Below are 17,836 nucleotides of genomic sequence, written 5' to 3'. Positions count from 1 at the left end.
GACTGGGTATTCCGTCATAAAACGTTCAGTGTATTGTTTTGCGCCGTTTCCATTCCGCTCTGCGTATTCTTCTTTTTCTTTATAGACAAGGAGCGGATGCCCGGTATCGAAGAAAACGAGCTGGTTGTCCGCATAGAATGGAATGAGAATATCCACGTGGATGAAAACAGGAAGCGTGTGGACGCGCTTTTTAAGGAACTGGACGGCCGTTCTCTGGAACAGACGGCTTCTGTCGGCAGGCAGGATTTTATCCTGAACCGGGAGAGGGAGCTTTCCTCTTCCGAAGCGGAACTTTATTTCCGTACGGAAACTTCCGGCGAGATTGCCCCATTGGAACAGGAGATATACCGGAGATTGAAAGAACGTTATCCGCTCTCCGTCATTTCCTTCTCTCCACCGGAGACGGTATTCGAGAAGCTCTTCGTGACAGGTGAGCCGGATATCACAGCCGAGTTTTATGCCCGTAACAGGGCACAGGCTCCTGTTGCGGAAACGATTCGCAACCTGGAGCATGAGCTGGCAGAAGAAACCGGAACCAATCCTACGGGCATCGCTTTTGAGAACCAGTTGGACCTGAGCGTCAGCAAGGAAAGACTGCTGCTTTACCGTGTCTCCTATAACGAACTTTACCGTGTCTTGAAAACGGCCTTCCGCGAGAACAGCGTGACCATGCTGCATTCCTACCAGCAGTATCTTCCGATTACTATTGCAGGGAATGAAAAGACCGTGAACAGGGTCTTGCAGGAGACATTGGTGCAGACACAGCCGGATAACCAAGGCAATATAGAATATATCCCGCTCCGGGAACTGGTGAAGGTGTCTCCCGCCGAAGACCTGAAAAGCATCACCGCCGGGCGTAACGGGGAATTTGTGCCCTTCGATTTTTACGGAGTGCGCGATGCGGAGAAGCTGATAAAAGACGTGAAGCGGGTAGCCGGACACACCGGGGAGTGGGACACCGGCTTTTCCGGCAGCTTCTTCTCAAACCGGGAAATGCTGGACGAACTGGTAGTGATCCTCCTTGTTTCCCTGTTGCTGATGTATTTCATCCTTGCTGCACAGTTCGAGAGCTTTCTTCAACCCTTGCTTGTCCTGGCGGAAATCCCGATAGACGTGGCATTCGCGCTTCTGCTGCTTTGGGTTTGCGGGCATACGCTGAACCTGATGTCGGCCATCGGGCTAATCGTCACCTGCGGTATCGTCATCAATGACTCCATCCTGAAGCTGGACGCCATCAACGAACTGCGCAAGTCGGGCGTCCCTTTGCTGGAAGCCATCCATGAAGCCGGACGCAGGCGCCTGCGTCCCATTATCATGACCTCGCTGACTACGGTTTCCGCCATGGTCCCGCTCCTGTTCTCTTCGGATATGGGTTCGGAACTGCAAAAGCCGTTGTCCGTTGCCATGATAGGGACGATGGCCGTGGGCACTGCTGTCAGTCTGTTCATCATCCCGTTGCTTTACTGGTTCATTTACCGCCGTAAGGCGGCGCCTCCGGCCTGACACTCCGGTCCGTATAGCCTGGCACAACAGTTTCCATAGCTTGGCACGGTTGTTTCGTATAGCCTGGCACAACAGTTTCCATAGTCTGGCACGGTTGTTTCATATAGCTTGGCACAACAGTTCCCATAGTTTGGCACTATCGTATTCATTACCTGGCACAACCATGCCTCTTGTTTGTAACATTGACAACTCTTATATAAAAAAGTGATAACCATGACCCATCCATCCCGTCTCATTCATAACAGCCTGCTTGCCGGGTTGTTTTTCTCCTGCACCGGCTTGCAAGGGCTGCATGCGCAGCAACGCCTTGTGCTTGACCTGGAGCGTACGATCGCTCTTGCCAACGACAGCTCCCTGGAGTCGTTCCGCACGCAGAACATGTACCTCTCCGGCTATTGGGAATACCGGACATACAAGGCAAACCGCCTTCCCAGCCTGACGCTGGACCTGACCCCGGCACAATATAACCGTGATATAACGAAGCGTTACGATTCGGGGTCCAACCTCGACGTGTACCGCACGCAACAGTCGTTCTATGCTTATGGCGGACTGAGCGTGCGTCAGAACCTCGACCTGACCGGTGGTACCTTCTACCTGGAATCGAACCTTGCCTATATGCGCAGCTTCGGGGCGAACAGCGCGACACAACTCACCAGTGTCCCGATAAGGCTGGGATACTCGCAGAGCCTGGTAGGATACAATCCTTTCAAGTGGGAGCGCCGAATCGAACCGTTGAAATACGAGCGCGTGAAGAAGGAGTTCCTTTATAACGTGGAGAAAGTCTCGGAAACGGCCACGAACTATTTCTTTTCCCTCGCCATGGCGCAGGCCGAATACAACCTCGCCAAGGACAACCTGGCGTCTACGGACACGCTCTACCGCATCGGGCAGCAACGCCACCGGATAGCCGCCATCTCACAAGCCGACCTGCTGACATTGAAACTGGACCGTGTCAACGCGCAGAACACCCTTCGGAACAAGGCGAGCGACCTGAAACGGGCGATGTTCTCCCTGGCGTCTTTCCTCAATCTGGACAAGAATACGCAAATCGAACTGCAACTCCCTTCCCGTCCGGGCATGATAGAGATTCCGGTGGACGAGGCTTTGAACTGGGGGAGAAGCAACAACCCCCAATTGCTGGAATTGAAGCAGAACGTGCTGGAAGCGCAGCGGAATGTGGACAAGACAAAGAAAGAGTCCCGTTTCAACGCGAGCGTGAACGCGAGCGTCGGTTTCAACCAGGTGGCGGATAATTTCGGGGATGTGTATCATAAACCGATGCAGCAGGATTTGGTGGCAGTTAGCGTTTCTATCCCGTTACTGGATTGGGGTGTCCGCAAAGGCAGGTATAATATGGCGCGCAATAACCTGAACGTGGTGAAGATTTCGGCACGCCAGGATGAAATAAGCATCGAAGAGGAAGTGATTATGACAGTGAGCGATTTCAATATCCAGCAGCAGCTGATAGCAAGCGCGGAAGAGGCGCTGGATTTGTCCGTACTTGCTTATCATGAGACGAAACAGCGTTTTATCATCGGCAAGGCGGACATTAACAGCCTGACACTTTCACTCAACCGCCAGCAGCAGGCACAGCGGAATTATATTTCCGCCTTGCAGAGCTACTGGCTGAATTATTACAAGATACGCCGGCTTACCCTGTTCGACTTCGCCGCGAAGCTTTCCCTTTCGGACAGGTTCGATTTCAATGGGGGGAAGCTGGTTAAATGAGTTCACCACGGAGGACACGGAGGACACAGAGGTCTTCCCGTTCTCTTTCCGCAAGTAAAACAGGGCGATAAATGTGTGAGGCTCTGTGTTGCTCTATAGTGAATAAAAAAGATTAAACCTCTGTGCCCTCCGTGTCCTCTGTGGTGAAATATAATGAATGATGATAATGCAAACTATGGAATCTGAAATAAACAAATCCCCGAAGGCTTCCGCCTTTACGCTGATTGTGGCTTTTGTCTGTGTGGCGCTGGTCGGTCTGGCGCTTGTTCCGCTGTTGCCTGTCAAACTGAACCCGTCACGGACGCTGCCCGGCTTCACGGTACGTTTCAGCATGCCGGGCACCTCGGCTCGTGTGGTGGAGATGACGGCTACCAGCAAACTGGAGGCGATGCTTGCCCGCGTGAAAGGGATTCGGGGAATTTACTCCACTTCGGGAAACGGTTGGGGAAGTATCAGCGTGAATTTGGACAAGCATGTGGATGCGGCAGTCGCCCGCTTTGAAGCTTCCACCATTATCCGCCAGACGTGGCCGGAACTGCCGGACGGGGTGAGCTACCCGTATATTCAGATGCAGAGCCCGGGACAGGGCAGCCAGTCTCCTTTCATGACGTTTACCATCAATGCGCCCGCTACGCCTGTATTGATTCAGCGGTACGCGGAAGAACATATAAAAACACGCCTGGCACAGCTTTCGGGGATTTATAAGATTAACCTTAGCGGTGCTACCCCGATGGAGTGGCGGTTGGAGTATGATTCCGAACAGTTGCGCACGCTCGGGATAAGCACGGATGATATCCGTGAGGCGGTCCGGTTGCATTATCAGAAAGAGTTCATGGGTACTTATGATGTGGAACAGGGCGCTTCGGACAGGCAGTGGATACGTCTGGCGCTGGTCCCCGAATCTGAAAACAAAGACTTCGAACCGGAAAGCCGGGATTTTGATGCGGGACGCATACAGGTAAAGATGAAAGACGGGAGAATGACCGGCCTGAATGAGCTGGTGAAGGTGTCCCGTGTGGAAGAGCAGCCTCAGAGCTATTACCGGATTAACGGGCTGAACTCGATTTACCTGTCTGTCGTGGCGGAGGAAACGGCTAACCAGTTGGCGTTGAGCAAGGAAGTGAAAGCGTATATGGACGGCATCCGGCCGCAGCTTCCGGCAGGATATGAGATTCACACCGGTTATGACGCGACAGAGTTTATCCGGGAAGAACTGAACAGGATTTATCTGCGTACGGGAGTGACGGTAGCCATTCTGCTTCTGTTTGTATTGCTGATTACTTTCAGTCCTGAATATCTGTTTCTGATTGTAGTCAGCCTGTCCGTCAATATGGCGATAGCCGTTATTTTTTATTATGCGTTCGGATTGGAGATGCAATTATACTCTTTGGCAGGCATCACCGTCTCTTTGAATCTTGTGATTGACAATACCATTGTGATGAGCGACCACTATCTGAGGCGCGGGAACCGGAAGGTGTTCATGTCCGTACTGGCAGCTACGCTGACAACGATAGGGGCACTGGTTATTATTTTCTTCCTGGATGAGAAGATACGGCTCAATTTGCAGGACTTTGCCGCTGTGGTGATTATCAATCTGGGAGTTTCTTTGTTGGTCGCCCTGTTTTTTGTCCCTTCCCTGATTGATAAAATCGGACTGGAACAGCGGAAAAGAATTTCTCCTTCAAAACCAAAGTTGAAGCTGAAGCTGAAATCGGGACAGCGGATGGGCTGCGTGCGTCCCTTTATGTGGATACGTTCGAAGATGCGGCGTGTTCCGGTTTACTTCAGCCGCTTTTATAGGTGGCTGATACGGGTTCTCTGCCGTTGGCGGGTGGCGGTCTGCATACTGTTATTGCTGGCTTTCGGATTGCCGGTATTTCTGCTTCCGGAAAAGATGGAAGGGGACGGCAAGTGGGCGGAAGCTTATAATAAGACGCTGGGTACTTCCACTTATAAGGAAAAGGTGAAACCGGTGGTTGACAAGGCGTTGGGAGGAACGTTAAGACTGTTTGTGCAGAAGGTATACGAAGGGAGTTACTTTACCCGCAATGAAGAGGTGGTGCTCCACGCCAATGCCAATCTGCCGAATGGCAGTACACTGGAACAGATGAATGCACTGGTTAAGAAGATGGAAACCTATCTGAGCGGCTTTAAGGAAATCAGGCAGTTTCAGACCTCTGTAGAGAGTGCCCGCAGGGCATCCATCCATATTTATTTCACGAAAGAACACCAGAAAAGTGGTTTTCCCTATACGCTGAAGGCTAATATGATCGGCAAGGCGCTCCAACTGGGCGGCGGCGACTGGAGCATCTACGGATTGCAGGACCAGGGATTCAGTAACAACGTGCGTGAGAATGCGGGCTCTTTTCGGGTGAAAATGTACGGGTACAATTATGACGAGTTGTATGCACAGGCGGAAAAGTTGAAAGAAAAGCTTTTGTCCCACCGCCGTATCCGGGAAGTGACCATCGGTTCCGATTTCTCCTGGTGGAAGGATGATTACACGGAATTCTATTTCAATCTGGACAAACGGCGGATGGCAGAGGAAGGGATTGGAGCCGGGAGACTGTTTTCCGCCATCCGTCCGGTATATGGGCGGAATATGGAAATCGGTTCGGTGGTGACGGAAGAGGGCACGGAAAAGATAAAGCTGTCTTCGCGGCAGTCGGAAGAGAGGGATGTATGGGCAATGCAGCATTACCCTTTCGAGGCGGGCGGCAAAGAGTATAAGCTTTCGGAACTGGCAACCGTGGAAAAGGGACAGATGCCGCAGGAAGTGGCGAAGGAGAACCAGCAGTACCGGCTATGCCTGCAATATGAGTATATCGGCTCTTCGGAACAGGGAAACAAACTGCTGAAGAAAGACCTGGAAGAGTTCAACGAACTTCTTCCGATGGGATATACTGCCCAGGCAGAGGGTTACAACTGGTCGTGGGGTGGAAAGGACAACAGGCAGTATCGTCTGCTCCTGATAGTGATTGCCATCATCTTCTTTATCACAAGTATCCTGTTCAATTCTCTGAAACAGCCGTTGGCGATTATCTTTGTGATTCCGGTATCCTATATCGGCGTTTTCCTGACGTTCTACTGGTTCAGGCTGAACTTCGACCAGGGAGGTTTTGCTTCTTTTGTCCTGCTCTGCGGTATTACGGTAAATGCGAGTATCTATATCCTGAATGAATATAATTCCGTTCGCAAGCGTTTTCCGCGGCTTTCGTATGTGAAAGCCTGGAACACGAAAGTAATACCTATCTTCCTGACGGTTGCTTCCACTATCCTGGGCTTTATCCCTTTCATGGCGGGAGCGGAGAAAGAAGGTTTTTGGTTCCCGTTGGCGGCAGGCACTATCGGGGGATTGATAATGTCCGTAATCGGGGTATTTATTTTCTTACCGGTGCTGACGTTGAAAAAGAAGAGCTTTGTGGCATCTAAAGCTATGCTTTAAGGATGCTAAAGCGTAGCTTTAGATAGGATAAAGCTACGCTTTTTTGTTCAACTTATCATTGAGTGGAGGATAGCAACTCTATAGTTCTAACAATGTTTCTTTTTATCTTCGATATATTTGTTTTATCAGATAAAGAGTTCCTTATAAGGTTACGCCTGTTTTAAAGATAGCGATTTCGCGATAACCTTTCTTTTCATTGTTTACGAATTCACCGCTTGCCACTTTGAGGATATAATCAATGAAGCGTTCGCAAGTCTTTTCCATCGGTTCGTTTTCTATAATCACACCAGCGTTAAAGTCAATCCATCCCGGTTTGTTTTTAGCCAGCGTCGAATTGGTGGAAATCTTCATGGTTGGAACAAAAGTACCAAAAGGAGTACCGCGTCCGGTGGTGAAAAGAATCATGTGACATCCGCTTGCTGCAAGGGTGGTGGCTGCAACCAAGTCATTGCCTGGGGCAGAAAGCAGATTAAGACCTTTTTTCTGTAAACGTTCGCCGTAAGGCATCACGCCGGATACATAACTCTTTCCGCACTTTTGGGTACATCCCAGTGCTTTTTCTTCCAATGTAGAGATACCGCCGGCTTTGTTTCCCGGAGAAGGGTTTTCGCCTACAGGCTCTCCGTGTGACAGGAAGTATTCTTTGAAATCATTAATCAGATGGACGGTCTGCTCGAACAAATCTTTGTTTTCGCAACGGTTCATCAAGATAGTCTCTGCACCGAACATTTCCGGTACTTCGGTCAATACGCTTGTGCCTCCCTGTGCAATCAGGAAATCGGAGAACATGCCCAGTAGCGGGTTTGCCGTAATGCCGGAGAAGCCATCGGAACCTCCGCATTTCAATCCCACACGAAGCTCGGACAAAGGAACATCGGTACGTTCATCTTTAGAAGCCTTTGCATACAAATCGCGCAGGATTTCCATTCCTTCCTCGTATTCGTCACCTACCTTTTGAGTAACCATGAACTTCACACGATCTTCATCAAACTCGCCCAGGAATTCACGGAATACGTCCGGCTGGTTGTTTTCGCATCCCAAGCCTACTACCAATACGGCGCCTGCATTGGGATGGAGCACCATGTCGCGAAGAATCTTCTTCGTATTTTCATGGTCGTCACCAAGTTGTGAGCAGCCGTAGTTGTGCGGGAAAGCGACGATGGCATCCACACCTTTGCCTTCAGTCTCGCGACGCAGTCCCTCAGCCAATTGACCGATGATACCGTTCACGCAACCTACGGTCGGGATAATCCATATTTCGTTTCTTACGCCTACATCACCGTTTTTGCGACGGTAACCTTTGAAAGTAAGGTCTTTGCGGGCAATATCCAAAGAAACCTGAATAGGGTTGTAGGTATATTCCAGTAATCCGGCGAGGTTGGTTTTGATGTTCGTTTCGTTCATCCAGTCACCTTGTTTCTTTGCCATTCGTGCATGTCCGATAGGATAACCGTACTTGATTACATTTTCGCCTTCAGCAAAATTCTTCAATGCGAATTTGTGTCCGGCAGGAATGTCTTCGTTCAATGTAATCTCAATGCCATCTACAGAAAGATGCTCTCCTGCCGGGAGGTTAACAATGGCAACGGCTACGTTGTCGGCAGGATTAATTCTTAAATACTTTGTTTCCATGTAATGTACTTGTAAAGTTGTACTTTGTTGTTATTTGCTATGGTAATAGTCTATTGTTTCTACCGTTAACAAGTCGATAGGCATATAGTTGATGCAGGTCACGTCTTTTTTGAAGATGAGGTGGTCGCAAAGAGCTTTTATACCGTTGGCGCCTTGCAGTTCCGGTTGCTGGGCGATGAGGAAGGAGATACTTCCTTCTTTCAGGCAGGTGACATTCCGTTCCAGAAGGTCATAGCCTATCAGATTGAAATCTTTCTTTCCGCGGCTTTGCAGGTATTCGCCAACTATATAGGCTTTAGAGTTGAATGTGATTCCGTTCTTCACCGTCGGGTGGGCACGGAAAAATTCATCCAGCATCTCGTTGTCTTCGTCGTTGCGTTCGGCATGCAAGTCAAGCTCCAGTATATTACAAGACGGATGATGCTCTTCCATGTACTGCCTGAAACCGATTTCTCTGTTCTCCTGTTGGTTAGAACCTACAATTCCTTCATGGATTTTGCGGAAAATGACGATTTCTTTCTCGTCCCGTGCCAGTAGCATCATCATCCGTGCGGCAAAGTATCCGCTTTGACGTGAGTTCTGACCGAAGAAGGCGAGGGGAGGAACGTCCTTGATATTTGAGTCTATATATATATAAGGTATATTCAATGCTTGCAGCCGATCTGTGAACCCCTTTGTATATTGGGGGGCGGTGGGAGCTACCATCACCCCGTCCGGCTGAAGAGTGAGAATCGCTTCGCTTGCGTCAACAAATGAATGATAATCGTATGGGTCGTAATAGTTGATTTTCACTGAAGTGTTGAAGTCCGAATAGGTAGCGATAGCTTCATGGATGCCCAGTTCCACGGCTGTCCAGTATTCACCTTCCAAATGCTCCGGCAAAAGACATATAAATGTATATTTTTTGTTGGATGCCAAGGCGCTGGCGTACATATTAGGTTGGTAGTCAAGCTGCTTCAATATTTCTTCTACGCGCTTTTTGCTTGCTTCCGATACTCCGCTGCGTCCGTGAATGACACGGTCTACTGTTCCCACCGATACATCCGCCAGGCGGGCAATGTCTTTGATTCTAATCCTTTCGGGCAATTTATTCATACGATAACCTTATTTATATAGGTATATGTGCTCGCACACAATAATAATCTTAATATTTTCGATACAAATATATAACAATTTTTGTAATTACGAAAATTGTTGTATCTTTGTGCCCGCACACGAAATGTATGTGATGTTAGCCTTTTAATGGTTTAATAGACGTATTATCAGTGTGTTAACCTGGGAAATGGGTGTAAAATGATAAATTGAAAGTTTATAATATTAACAACTTAGAATTTAAAACATAAGATTATGGGAAAGAAAGTCGTTACATTAGGCGAAATCATGCTTAGATTATCAACTCCGGGTAATACTCGTTTTGTTCAATCTGATTCTTTTGATGTAGTATATGGTGGTGGAGAAGCGAATGTTGCCGTGAGCTGTGCCAACTACGGACATGACGCCTATTTCGTAACTAAATTGCCGAAACATGAAATCGGACAGTCTGCTGTTAACGCATTGCGTAAGTATGGTGTAAAGACAGACTTTATTGCTCGTGGTGGCGACCGTGTAGGTATCTACTATCTTGAAACTGGCGCTTCTATGCGTCCCAGCAAGGTTATCTATGATCGCGCTCACTCTGCTATTGCTGAAGCCGATGCTGCTGACTTCGACTTTGACGCTATCATGGAAGGCGCTGACTGGTTCCACTGGTCTGGTATCACTCCGGCTATCTCTGACAAGGCTGCCGAATTGACTCGTCTGGCTTGCGAAGCTGCAAAACGTCACGGTGTAACTGTTTCTGTTGACTTGAACTTCCGTAAGAAACTGTGGACAAAAGAAAAAGCACAGTCTATCATGAAACCGTTGATGCAGTTTGTTGACGTATGTATCGGTAACGAAGAAGACGCAGAGCTTTGCCTGGGATTCAAACCGGACGCTGACGTTGAGGCTGGTCACACCGACGCTGAAGGCTACAAGGGCATTTTCCAACAGATGATGAAAGAATTCGGATTCAAATATGTAGTTTCTACTTTGCGCGAATCTTTCTCTGCTACTCACAACGGCTGGAAAGCTATGATTTACAACGGTGAAGAATTCTATACTTCAAAACGTTACGATATCGACCCGATTATCGACCGCGTAGGTGGTGGTGATTCTTTCTCCGGTGGTATCATCCACGGTTTGATGACTAAACCTAACCAGGGCGAAGCTCTTGAATTTGCCGTTGCTGCATCTGCTTTGAAACACACTATTAATGGTGACTTCAACCTTGTTTCTGTAGAAGAAGTTGAAGCTTTGGCTGGTGGTGACGCAAGCGGTCGCGTACAGAGATAAGCTGAGAGTTGAAAATAGAGAGTTGAGATTCTGAAAAACAACTCATTTACCAATTCGTTTAAAATAATAAATAATAAGATGGCAAAATTCGATAAAATAGCTGTATTGAATAAGATCGGCTCTACAGGAATGGTTCCTGTATTCTATCATAAAGATGTAGAAGTTGCAAAGAAAGTAGTAAAGGCATGTTATGACGGTGGTGTTCGTGCTTTCGAATTTACCAACCGTGGTGACTTTGCACAGGAAGTATTTGCTGAAATCGTTAAGTTCGCAGCAAAAGAATGTCCTGAAATGGCAATCGGTATCGGTTCTATCGTTGACCCGGCTACTGCTGCTATGTATTTGCAGCTGGGTGCTAACTTCGTAGTAGGTCCGTTGTTTAATCCTGAAATTGCTAAGGTATGTAATCGTCGTTCGGTAGCTTATACTCCGGGATGTGGTTCTGTATCAGAAGTTGGTTTTGCACAGGAAGTAGGTTGCGATCTTTGCAAAGTATTCCCGGGTGATGTTTACGGAACTAACTTCGTGAAAGGCTTAATGGCTCCGATGCCATGGTCTAAGTTGATGGTAACAGGTGGGGTGGAACCTACTAAAGAGAACCTGACTGGATGGATCAAAGCTGGTGTATTCTGCGTAGGTATGGGTTCTAAATTGTTCCCGAAAGATAAAGTGGCAGCAGAAGACTGGGCTTATGTAACTGCAAAATGTGAAGAAGCTCTCGGTTATATTGCCGAAGCTCGTAAATAAGATTTAGAGGGCGAGAGCCATCTATATAAGAAAGGGGGTTGATGCGATAGCCTCTTTGAATATGCCTCGAGGGTTAGTTAGTTTAGTTAGTATATGAGGCATATTTTCATTTTGTTTAAAGGTGTTTAAAGGGGATAAGCCATCGGAATGAGCGACTCATTTCGGTGGCTTGTTTTGTTTCTATTATTTCCTATAGTGGGATATTGATATTTTCTATGAATGACTAGTTGGGGTGAAAAAGTGCGCAAAAATATTGTTTGTACCATCACTTCTGTTATATTTGCACTATAAAATCATATCAAAGAATGAAATTGAATAGAATAAAGGCTGTTCTTTTGGAAAAAGGCATTTCTCAAACATGGTTGGCAAAGAAACTCGATAAGAGCTTTAGTATGGTGAATGCCTATGCTTGTAATCGGGTTCAGCCTAATTTGGAGACCTTGCAACAGATAGCGGAGATACTACAAGTGGATTTGAAGGACTTGATAACCGACAAAAAGGACAGGTGATATGAAACAATTCTCGGAAGCGACACGGGTACAGATGCCTGCAATGGTTCATCTTACCCGAATAGGATATACATACTTTGGTAAATTGAGCGAAGACAAGAATGGAACAGTCTATGATGGTGATACGAATATTTTATTGCCAATTTTTGAGCAACAATTCAAAAGACTGAATCCTGAGCATGAGGGTGAATATCTTCAAGTCTTGAAAGATATTCGTAAGGAACTGAATGATGATGACCTCGGTCGTGGCTTTTATAATCGTCTGAAAGCCGTATCTCCTGTGAAATTAATTGACTTCGATAATGTCGGAAACAATACATTCCATTTTACAGCCGAGTTTACTTGTAAGAACGGACAAGATGAGTTTCGACCTGACATTACTTTGTTTGTGAATGGTTTGCCACTTTGCTTTGTAGAAGTGAAGAAGCCAAACAATCATGGTGGAATGTTGGCGGAGAGCGCACGAATGAACAAAGAACGTTTCCCAAATAAGAAGTTTCGTCGTTTCATCAATATCACGCAGTTAATGATATTCAGCAACAATATGGAATATGATGCACTTGGTGGTATTGTACCCATACAAGGGGCTTTCTATTGTACTGGAGCACGTTCATATTCTCCCTTTAACTGTTTCCGTGAAGAAAATCTGTCTGCACAAAAGATAGCACCTTTCCATCGTGATTATCCGTATAAGGACATTGACAAGGTAACGGAAAGGCAGATATTATCAGACTATAATTGCCAAGTCATTCATACAAGCCCGGAATACCAAACCAATCTTGATTTCAATACGCCTACTAATAGGATACTGACTTCCATGTGTTCACCGGAACGTTTGCTGTATATTATTAAATATGGTATAGCATACGTTAGAATGGAACGAGAGGTAGATGGAAAGATTGAATCCACCGACCAAAAACATATCATGCGTTACCAACAATTGTTTGCATCATTGGCCATTCGTAAGAAACTGGCTGAAGGACTAAAGTCAGGTGTTGTATGGCATACGCAAGGTAGTGGTAAAACAGCCCTATCCTATTATCTGACCTATATTCTCAACGATTTCTATTCCAAACAGAAGAAGGTGGTTAAATTCTATTTCATAGTTGACCGCCTTGATTTGTTGGAGCAAGCCACACAGGAGTTTGAAGCTCGTGGATTGGTGGTATCAACAGCCAATTCAAGAGCAGAATTAATGGCGCAATTCCGTACTAATCAAGCACAGCAGGGTATAAGCGGTCAGGCTGAAATTACGGTAGTGAATATACAACGCTTTGCGGAGGACAAAGAAAAAGTGCGCATCAACGACTATGCAACCAACCTTCAGCGTATCTTTATTCTTGACGAGGCACATCGTGGGTATAAACCCGGTGGCTGTTTCCTTGCCAATCTGTTTGATGCGGACACTGATGCAATAAAAATTGCACTTACAGGTACTCCGCTATTGAAGGAAGAACGTGCCAGTTGTAAAGTGTTCGGAAGTTATCTACACACTTATTATTACGATAAGTCCATTGCGGACGGTTATACGCTGAAAATCATTCGTGAAGATATTGAAACATCCTATAAGGAACGTCTTTCGGATGTGTACGACAAATTAGAGACATTAGTGCAGAAGAAAGACATTCGCAAATCGGAAATCATAGAGCATCCGAGTTATGTAAACGAGTTGGCTCGTTATATCATGACGGACTTAAAAGAATTCCGAAAGATACAAGGAGATGATACTTTAGGCGGTATGGTTATTTGCGAGACCAGCGAACAGGCACGACAGCTTTACGAGGTATTTCAAGAGGAATGGCAAAAATGTCAACCGAAGCCCATCAAGATTAAACTTCCTGATGGTTCGTTTATCGTGGGTGAACCTGAGGTGGATTACAAATCAAAGTATAGACCGCTGAAAGCCGGAATCATTCTTCATGATACGGATGACAAAGAAACGAGGAAGCAAATAGTCAAGGACTTTAAGAAGAATATGACGGTGGATATTCTCATTGTCTTCAATATGCTTCTGACTGGTTTTGATGCACCTCGTTTGAAGCGTTTATACTTTGGTCGTAAATTGAAAGACCATAATTTGCTTCAAGCTATTACTCGTGTAAACCGTCCTTATCCGGGGATGCGTTACGGTTTTGTCATTGATTTTGCCGATATTAAACGTAATTTTCAAGAAACGAATGAAGCGTATTTGCAAGAGTTGAATCGGTTTAACGATGTGGATGAGACCGGTGAAGAAGCTGTTACCGATACATTTACTCAAGTCATAGAGGATAAAGAAGAGATTTTGAAGCAAATGAAACAGGTGCGTCAGACTCTTTTTGATTATTCTTATGACAATGCAGAAGAGTTCTCCTCTGAAATTTCAACGGAAGAAGATAAGGCTGTACTGCTTGACTTAAAACATGCGTTAGAGGCAGCTAAGAACATGGCTAATATCGTGCGTACTTTTGGCGATGAGGATATGAAAAAGCAATTTGCTAAACTTGAAATTACCAAACTGCCACAACTGCTGTCCGAGGTGCAAAGGCGTATTGGTATTATTAACCAAAAGGAGGCTTTTAGCGTAGGTGATGAGACTAAAATGCTTATCAATGAGGCGATGATGGATATTGAGTTCACTTTTTCCAAGATAGGACAGGAAGAATTACGCATAGTAGGCGGAAAAGAGGCAATTAAAGAAAAATGGCAACGGACTATTACTTCTTTTACGCAGAACTTTGACCAAGACGATCCTGAGTTCATTTCGTTGCGTGATGCCTTTATGGAGCGGTTTAAAGAACACGGATTTGTGATTGATTCTATTGCTAAGTTTAATGAGGAAACGCAAGCATTGGATGAAATTATAGTTCGTCTGCAAGACCTACAAAAACGGAATAATGCATTAATGAAAAAGTATAAGGGCGATGAAAAATTTGCCCGTGTACACAAACGCATACGAGAAGTAAATAAACAGAGGGAGGGGAAAGGACAAAAGCCGATGTTTTCTTTCCTTGACGAAGAGATTGCAGCCATTCTTAATATCATAAAAGAAGATGTGGATGCCAAAGTCTATGATCGTAACGATATTCTAAAAAAAGATGCCTATTTTAATCGTACGGTGATGGCTCTTATCAATGGATGCTTGTATCATTTCCCACAGATTAAGCCGGAAATGGACGATTACAAGTTTATCCAAACACGTATTTCACAACAGTATATCAACCAATATAACGCCACTTACGGCATTGCATAAAGATTATGTCAGATATTAAAGAAAAAACATTAAAGCTCATCGACGGTCTTAAAGCCACCTGCCAGTCATACGGTATGGGTAACGATGGTAACGAATATAAAATTATCACCCAAGTATTTCTCTACAAGTTCTTGAATGACAAGTTTGGTTATGAACTGAAAAATGCGAAAAGTGAAATAGCAAAGAAACTGACCGGGAATGTAAAATGGGAAACGGCATACGAGAATCTTTCTGATGATGAACGTATGCTTATTCAGAGTGCCATCTCTCCAGATGTTCCGATGCTTGAACCTTATCATCTGATAGCCAATCTTTGGAATCAACAGGGAAAAGGGGATTTTGATACTATCTTCGATTCCACTATGACAGATATAGCGGAACAAAATGCGGATATATTTTCCACACAGACCACAGCCAACACGAAGATTCCATTGTTCGAGGCATTGACGCCGTTTGTGACCGATTCGGCACAACGTGCGCCATTCGCCCGTGCTCTGGTGGATAAACTCGTGAATTTCTCCTTTGAAGAAGCGTTTGCACAGAATTACGATTTCTTCTCCAGCATCTTTGAGTATTTGATTAAGGACTATAATACCGCTGGAGGTGGAAAATATGCGGAGTATTACACGCCTCATGCCATAGCAACGATTATGGCTCGTCTGTTAGTGGGGGATAATGCTGATTTGCATAGCATGGAATGTTATGACCCCTCGGCAGGAACAGGTACGCTTCTGATGGCACTTAGTCATCAAATAGGCGAAGAACGCTGTACCATCTTTTCGCAAGATATTTCCCAGCGAAGCAACAAAATGTTGAAACTTAATCTGTTGCTTAACGGACTTGTGTCTTCGCTTGATAATGCCATTCAAGGCGACACGCTTGTAAGCCCTTATCACAAGAGCGATGACGGACAGCAGTTGCGCCAGTTTGATTTCGTGGTGAGCAATCCTCCTTTCAAGATGGACTTCTCGGACACTCGCGAGAAGATAGCCGCCATGCCAGCCCGTTTTTGGGCTGGAGTCCCCAATGTACCCGCCAAAAAGAAAGAATCTATGGCTATATATACCTGTTTTATTCAGCACGTTATCAATTCGCTGAAAAAGACAGGCAAGGGTGCAATTGTCATTCCGACAGGTTTTATCACGGCTAAAAGTGGTATTGAGAACAAAATTCTTCATAAAATTGTAGATGACAAAGTGGTGTTCGGTTGTGTTTCCATGCCAAGCAACGTGTTTGCCAATACAGGTACGAATGTCAGTGTGCTGTTCTTTGATAAGTCTGCAACCACTGACAAAGTAATCTTGATTGATGCCAGCAAATTGGGCGAGGAATATAAAGATGCTAACGGATTGAAAAAGGTGCGTCTGAACGATGACGAGATAGAAAAGATTGTCGGCACATTCCAGCGCAAGGAGGCAGTGGAGGATTTTTCCGTAGCTGTTTCCTACGATGAGATAAAGGAAAAAGGATATTCTCTTTCTGCCGGACAATATTTCGACATCAAGATAGATTATGTAGATATAACGGAGGAAGAGTTTAACAACCGTATGGCAAATTATAAACAAACACTCTCCGAGCAATTTAAAGAAAGCCATCGGTTGGAAGAGGAAATTATGAAGCAGTTGGATGCTTTGCAGTTCAACGCAAATGCAGGAAACAATGAGTAACGAAATACAGTTTTTGTTATACAATCTTCCCGATAAAGAGGGAAGAGTACAGGTGGTTATAAAAGACGAAACCATTTGGTGTACGCAAAAGGCTATGGCAGAGCTTTTCGGTATTGATAAATCGGGTATTAGCCGCCACATAGCCAATATATTTAAAGAGGAAGAATTACGGCAAGACACGACAGTTGCAAAAATTGCAACCGTCGTAAATCGAGGCATAAGAGGCGAGGTTGAAGAGCTGGTTGATTTCTATAATCTTGATATGATTATTGCAGTAGGCTACCGTGTTTCTTCTCCAAAAGCTACCAAGTTCCGTCAGTGGGCTACCAAGATTCTTAATGAGTATATCAAGAAAGGCTTTGTGCTTGACGATGAACGCTTAAAACAGGGAACGGCAGTATTCGGAAAAGACTATTTCCGTGAATTGTTGGAAAGGGTACGCTCCATCCGTGCTAGTGAACGGCGTATTTGGCAACAGATTACCGACATCTATGCAGAGTGCAGTATTGACTATGACAAGAACTCGCCTACCACACACGATTTCTATGCCATGATACAGAATCGCTTTCATTATGCCATTACAGGGCAAACGGCAGCAGAAATCATCTACACTAAGGCTGATCATACCCAAGAACACATGGGGCTGACCACATGGAAGAATGCTCCCGATGGGCGTATCTTGAAATCGGATGTGTCAATAGCCAAGAACTATTTGCAGGAAAATGAAATCCGTCGGTTGGAACGTGCAGTAACAGGATATTTCGACTATATAGAAGACCTTATAGAGCGTGAAAACACGTTCAATATGGAGCAGTTTGCTGCCAGTGTCAACGAGTTCTTGACCTTCCGCAAATATCAGATATTGCCGGATAAAGGACGAATATCTGCGGCACAAGCCAAGACAAAGGCTGAAAGCGAATACGATATTTTTAATAAAACCCAACGGATAGATTCTGACTTTGACAAAGAAGTTAGGGGGGTGTTGGATAAATGAAGAGCA

At 45.6% G+C, this 17,836-nt stretch carries 11 protein-coding genes; 9 read left to right on the top strand and 2 right to left on the bottom strand.

Annotated features, from left to right (window positions below; genetic code table 11):
* The 3 genes from NSB03_RS03960 to NSB03_RS03950 form a co-directional block, all read left to right on the top strand.
* Window positions 1-1,503 (top strand): efflux RND transporter permease subunit (locus NSB03_RS03960; RefSeq protein WP_257466231.1); only part of this gene is annotated, 1,503 nt, incomplete at its 5' end.
* Window positions 1,504-1,716: 213 nt separating this feature from the next.
* The gene (locus NSB03_RS03955; RefSeq protein WP_024988735.1) at window positions 1,717-3,231 is read left to right on the top strand and encodes a TolC family protein; all 1,515 of its coding nucleotides are present in this window, start codon (window positions 1,717-1,719) and stop codon (window positions 3,229-3,231) included.
* A 166-nt stretch (window positions 3,232-3,397) separates the two neighbouring features.
* Window positions 3,398-6,676, top strand: coding sequence for an efflux RND transporter permease subunit (locus NSB03_RS03950; protein WP_257466232.1), 3,279 nt, complete (start codon window positions 3,398-3,400; stop codon window positions 6,674-6,676).
* A 141-nt stretch (window positions 6,677-6,817) separates the two neighbouring features.
* Here NSB03_RS03950 and NSB03_RS03945 read toward each other — a convergent pair whose 3' ends face one another.
* Both NSB03_RS03945 and NSB03_RS03940 read right to left on the bottom strand, forming a co-directional pair.
* Window positions 6,818-8,308 carry a UxaA family hydrolase gene (locus NSB03_RS03945; protein ID WP_024988011.1) on the bottom strand — a complete coding sequence of 497 codons (1,491 nt, stop codon included), beginning with the start codon at window positions 8,306-8,308 and terminating at the stop codon, window positions 6,818-6,820.
* A 30-nt stretch (window positions 8,309-8,338) separates the two neighbouring features.
* A complete protein-coding gene (locus NSB03_RS03940; protein ID WP_024988010.1) occupies window positions 8,339-9,403 on the bottom strand; it encodes a LacI family DNA-binding transcriptional regulator in 1,065 nt (354 codons plus the stop codon).
* A 252-nt stretch (window positions 9,404-9,655) separates the two neighbouring features.
* Here NSB03_RS03940 and NSB03_RS03935 point away from each other — a divergent pair, with 252 nt between their 5' ends.
* From NSB03_RS03935 to NSB03_RS03910, 6 genes are all read left to right on the top strand, one after another.
* Window positions 9,656-10,681 (top strand): sugar kinase, encoded by a 1,026-nt coding sequence (locus NSB03_RS03935; RefSeq protein WP_024988009.1) that lies wholly within the window; start codon window positions 9,656-9,658, stop codon window positions 10,679-10,681.
* A 78-nt stretch (window positions 10,682-10,759) separates the two neighbouring features.
* Window positions 10,760-11,428 carry a bifunctional 4-hydroxy-2-oxoglutarate aldolase/2-dehydro-3-deoxy-phosphogluconate aldolase gene (locus NSB03_RS03930; RefSeq protein WP_024988008.1) on the top strand — a complete coding sequence of 223 codons (669 nt, stop codon included), beginning with the start codon at window positions 10,760-10,762 and terminating at the stop codon, window positions 11,426-11,428.
* Window positions 11,429-11,733: 305 nt separating this feature from the next.
* On the top strand, window positions 11,734-11,937 hold the full coding sequence (locus NSB03_RS03925) for a helix-turn-helix domain-containing protein (RefSeq protein WP_024988007.1): 204 nt from the start codon (window positions 11,734-11,736) through the stop codon (window positions 11,935-11,937).
* A 1-nt stretch (window position 11,938) separates the two neighbouring features.
* On the top strand, window positions 11,939-15,169 hold the full coding sequence (locus NSB03_RS03920) for a type I restriction endonuclease subunit R (protein WP_257466230.1): 3,231 nt from the start codon (window positions 11,939-11,941) through the stop codon (window positions 15,167-15,169).
* 5 nt (window positions 15,170-15,174) lie between these two features.
* Complete coding sequence (locus NSB03_RS03915) at window positions 15,175-16,836, top strand: HsdM family class I SAM-dependent methyltransferase (protein WP_121767368.1); 1,662 nt, start codon at window positions 15,175-15,177, stop codon at window positions 16,834-16,836.
* The gene (locus NSB03_RS03910; RefSeq protein ID WP_257466229.1) at window positions 16,829-17,830 is read left to right on the top strand and encodes a virulence RhuM family protein; all 1,002 of its coding nucleotides are present in this window, start codon (window positions 16,829-16,831) and stop codon (window positions 17,828-17,830) included. Before NSB03_RS03915 ends, NSB03_RS03910 begins: the two co-directional genes overlap by 8 nt.
* Window positions 17,831-17,836 lie beyond the last annotated feature (6 nt).

This window comes from Bacteroides acidifaciens (assembly GCF_024623065.1).
In the GTDB taxonomy this organism is placed as follows: Bacteria; Bacteroidota; Bacteroidia; order Bacteroidales; family Bacteroidaceae; genus Bacteroides; species Bacteroides acidifaciens.
The sequence above is the reverse complement of the archived record's forward strand: the minus strand, read 5'-3'. Positions and strand labels throughout refer to the sequence as shown.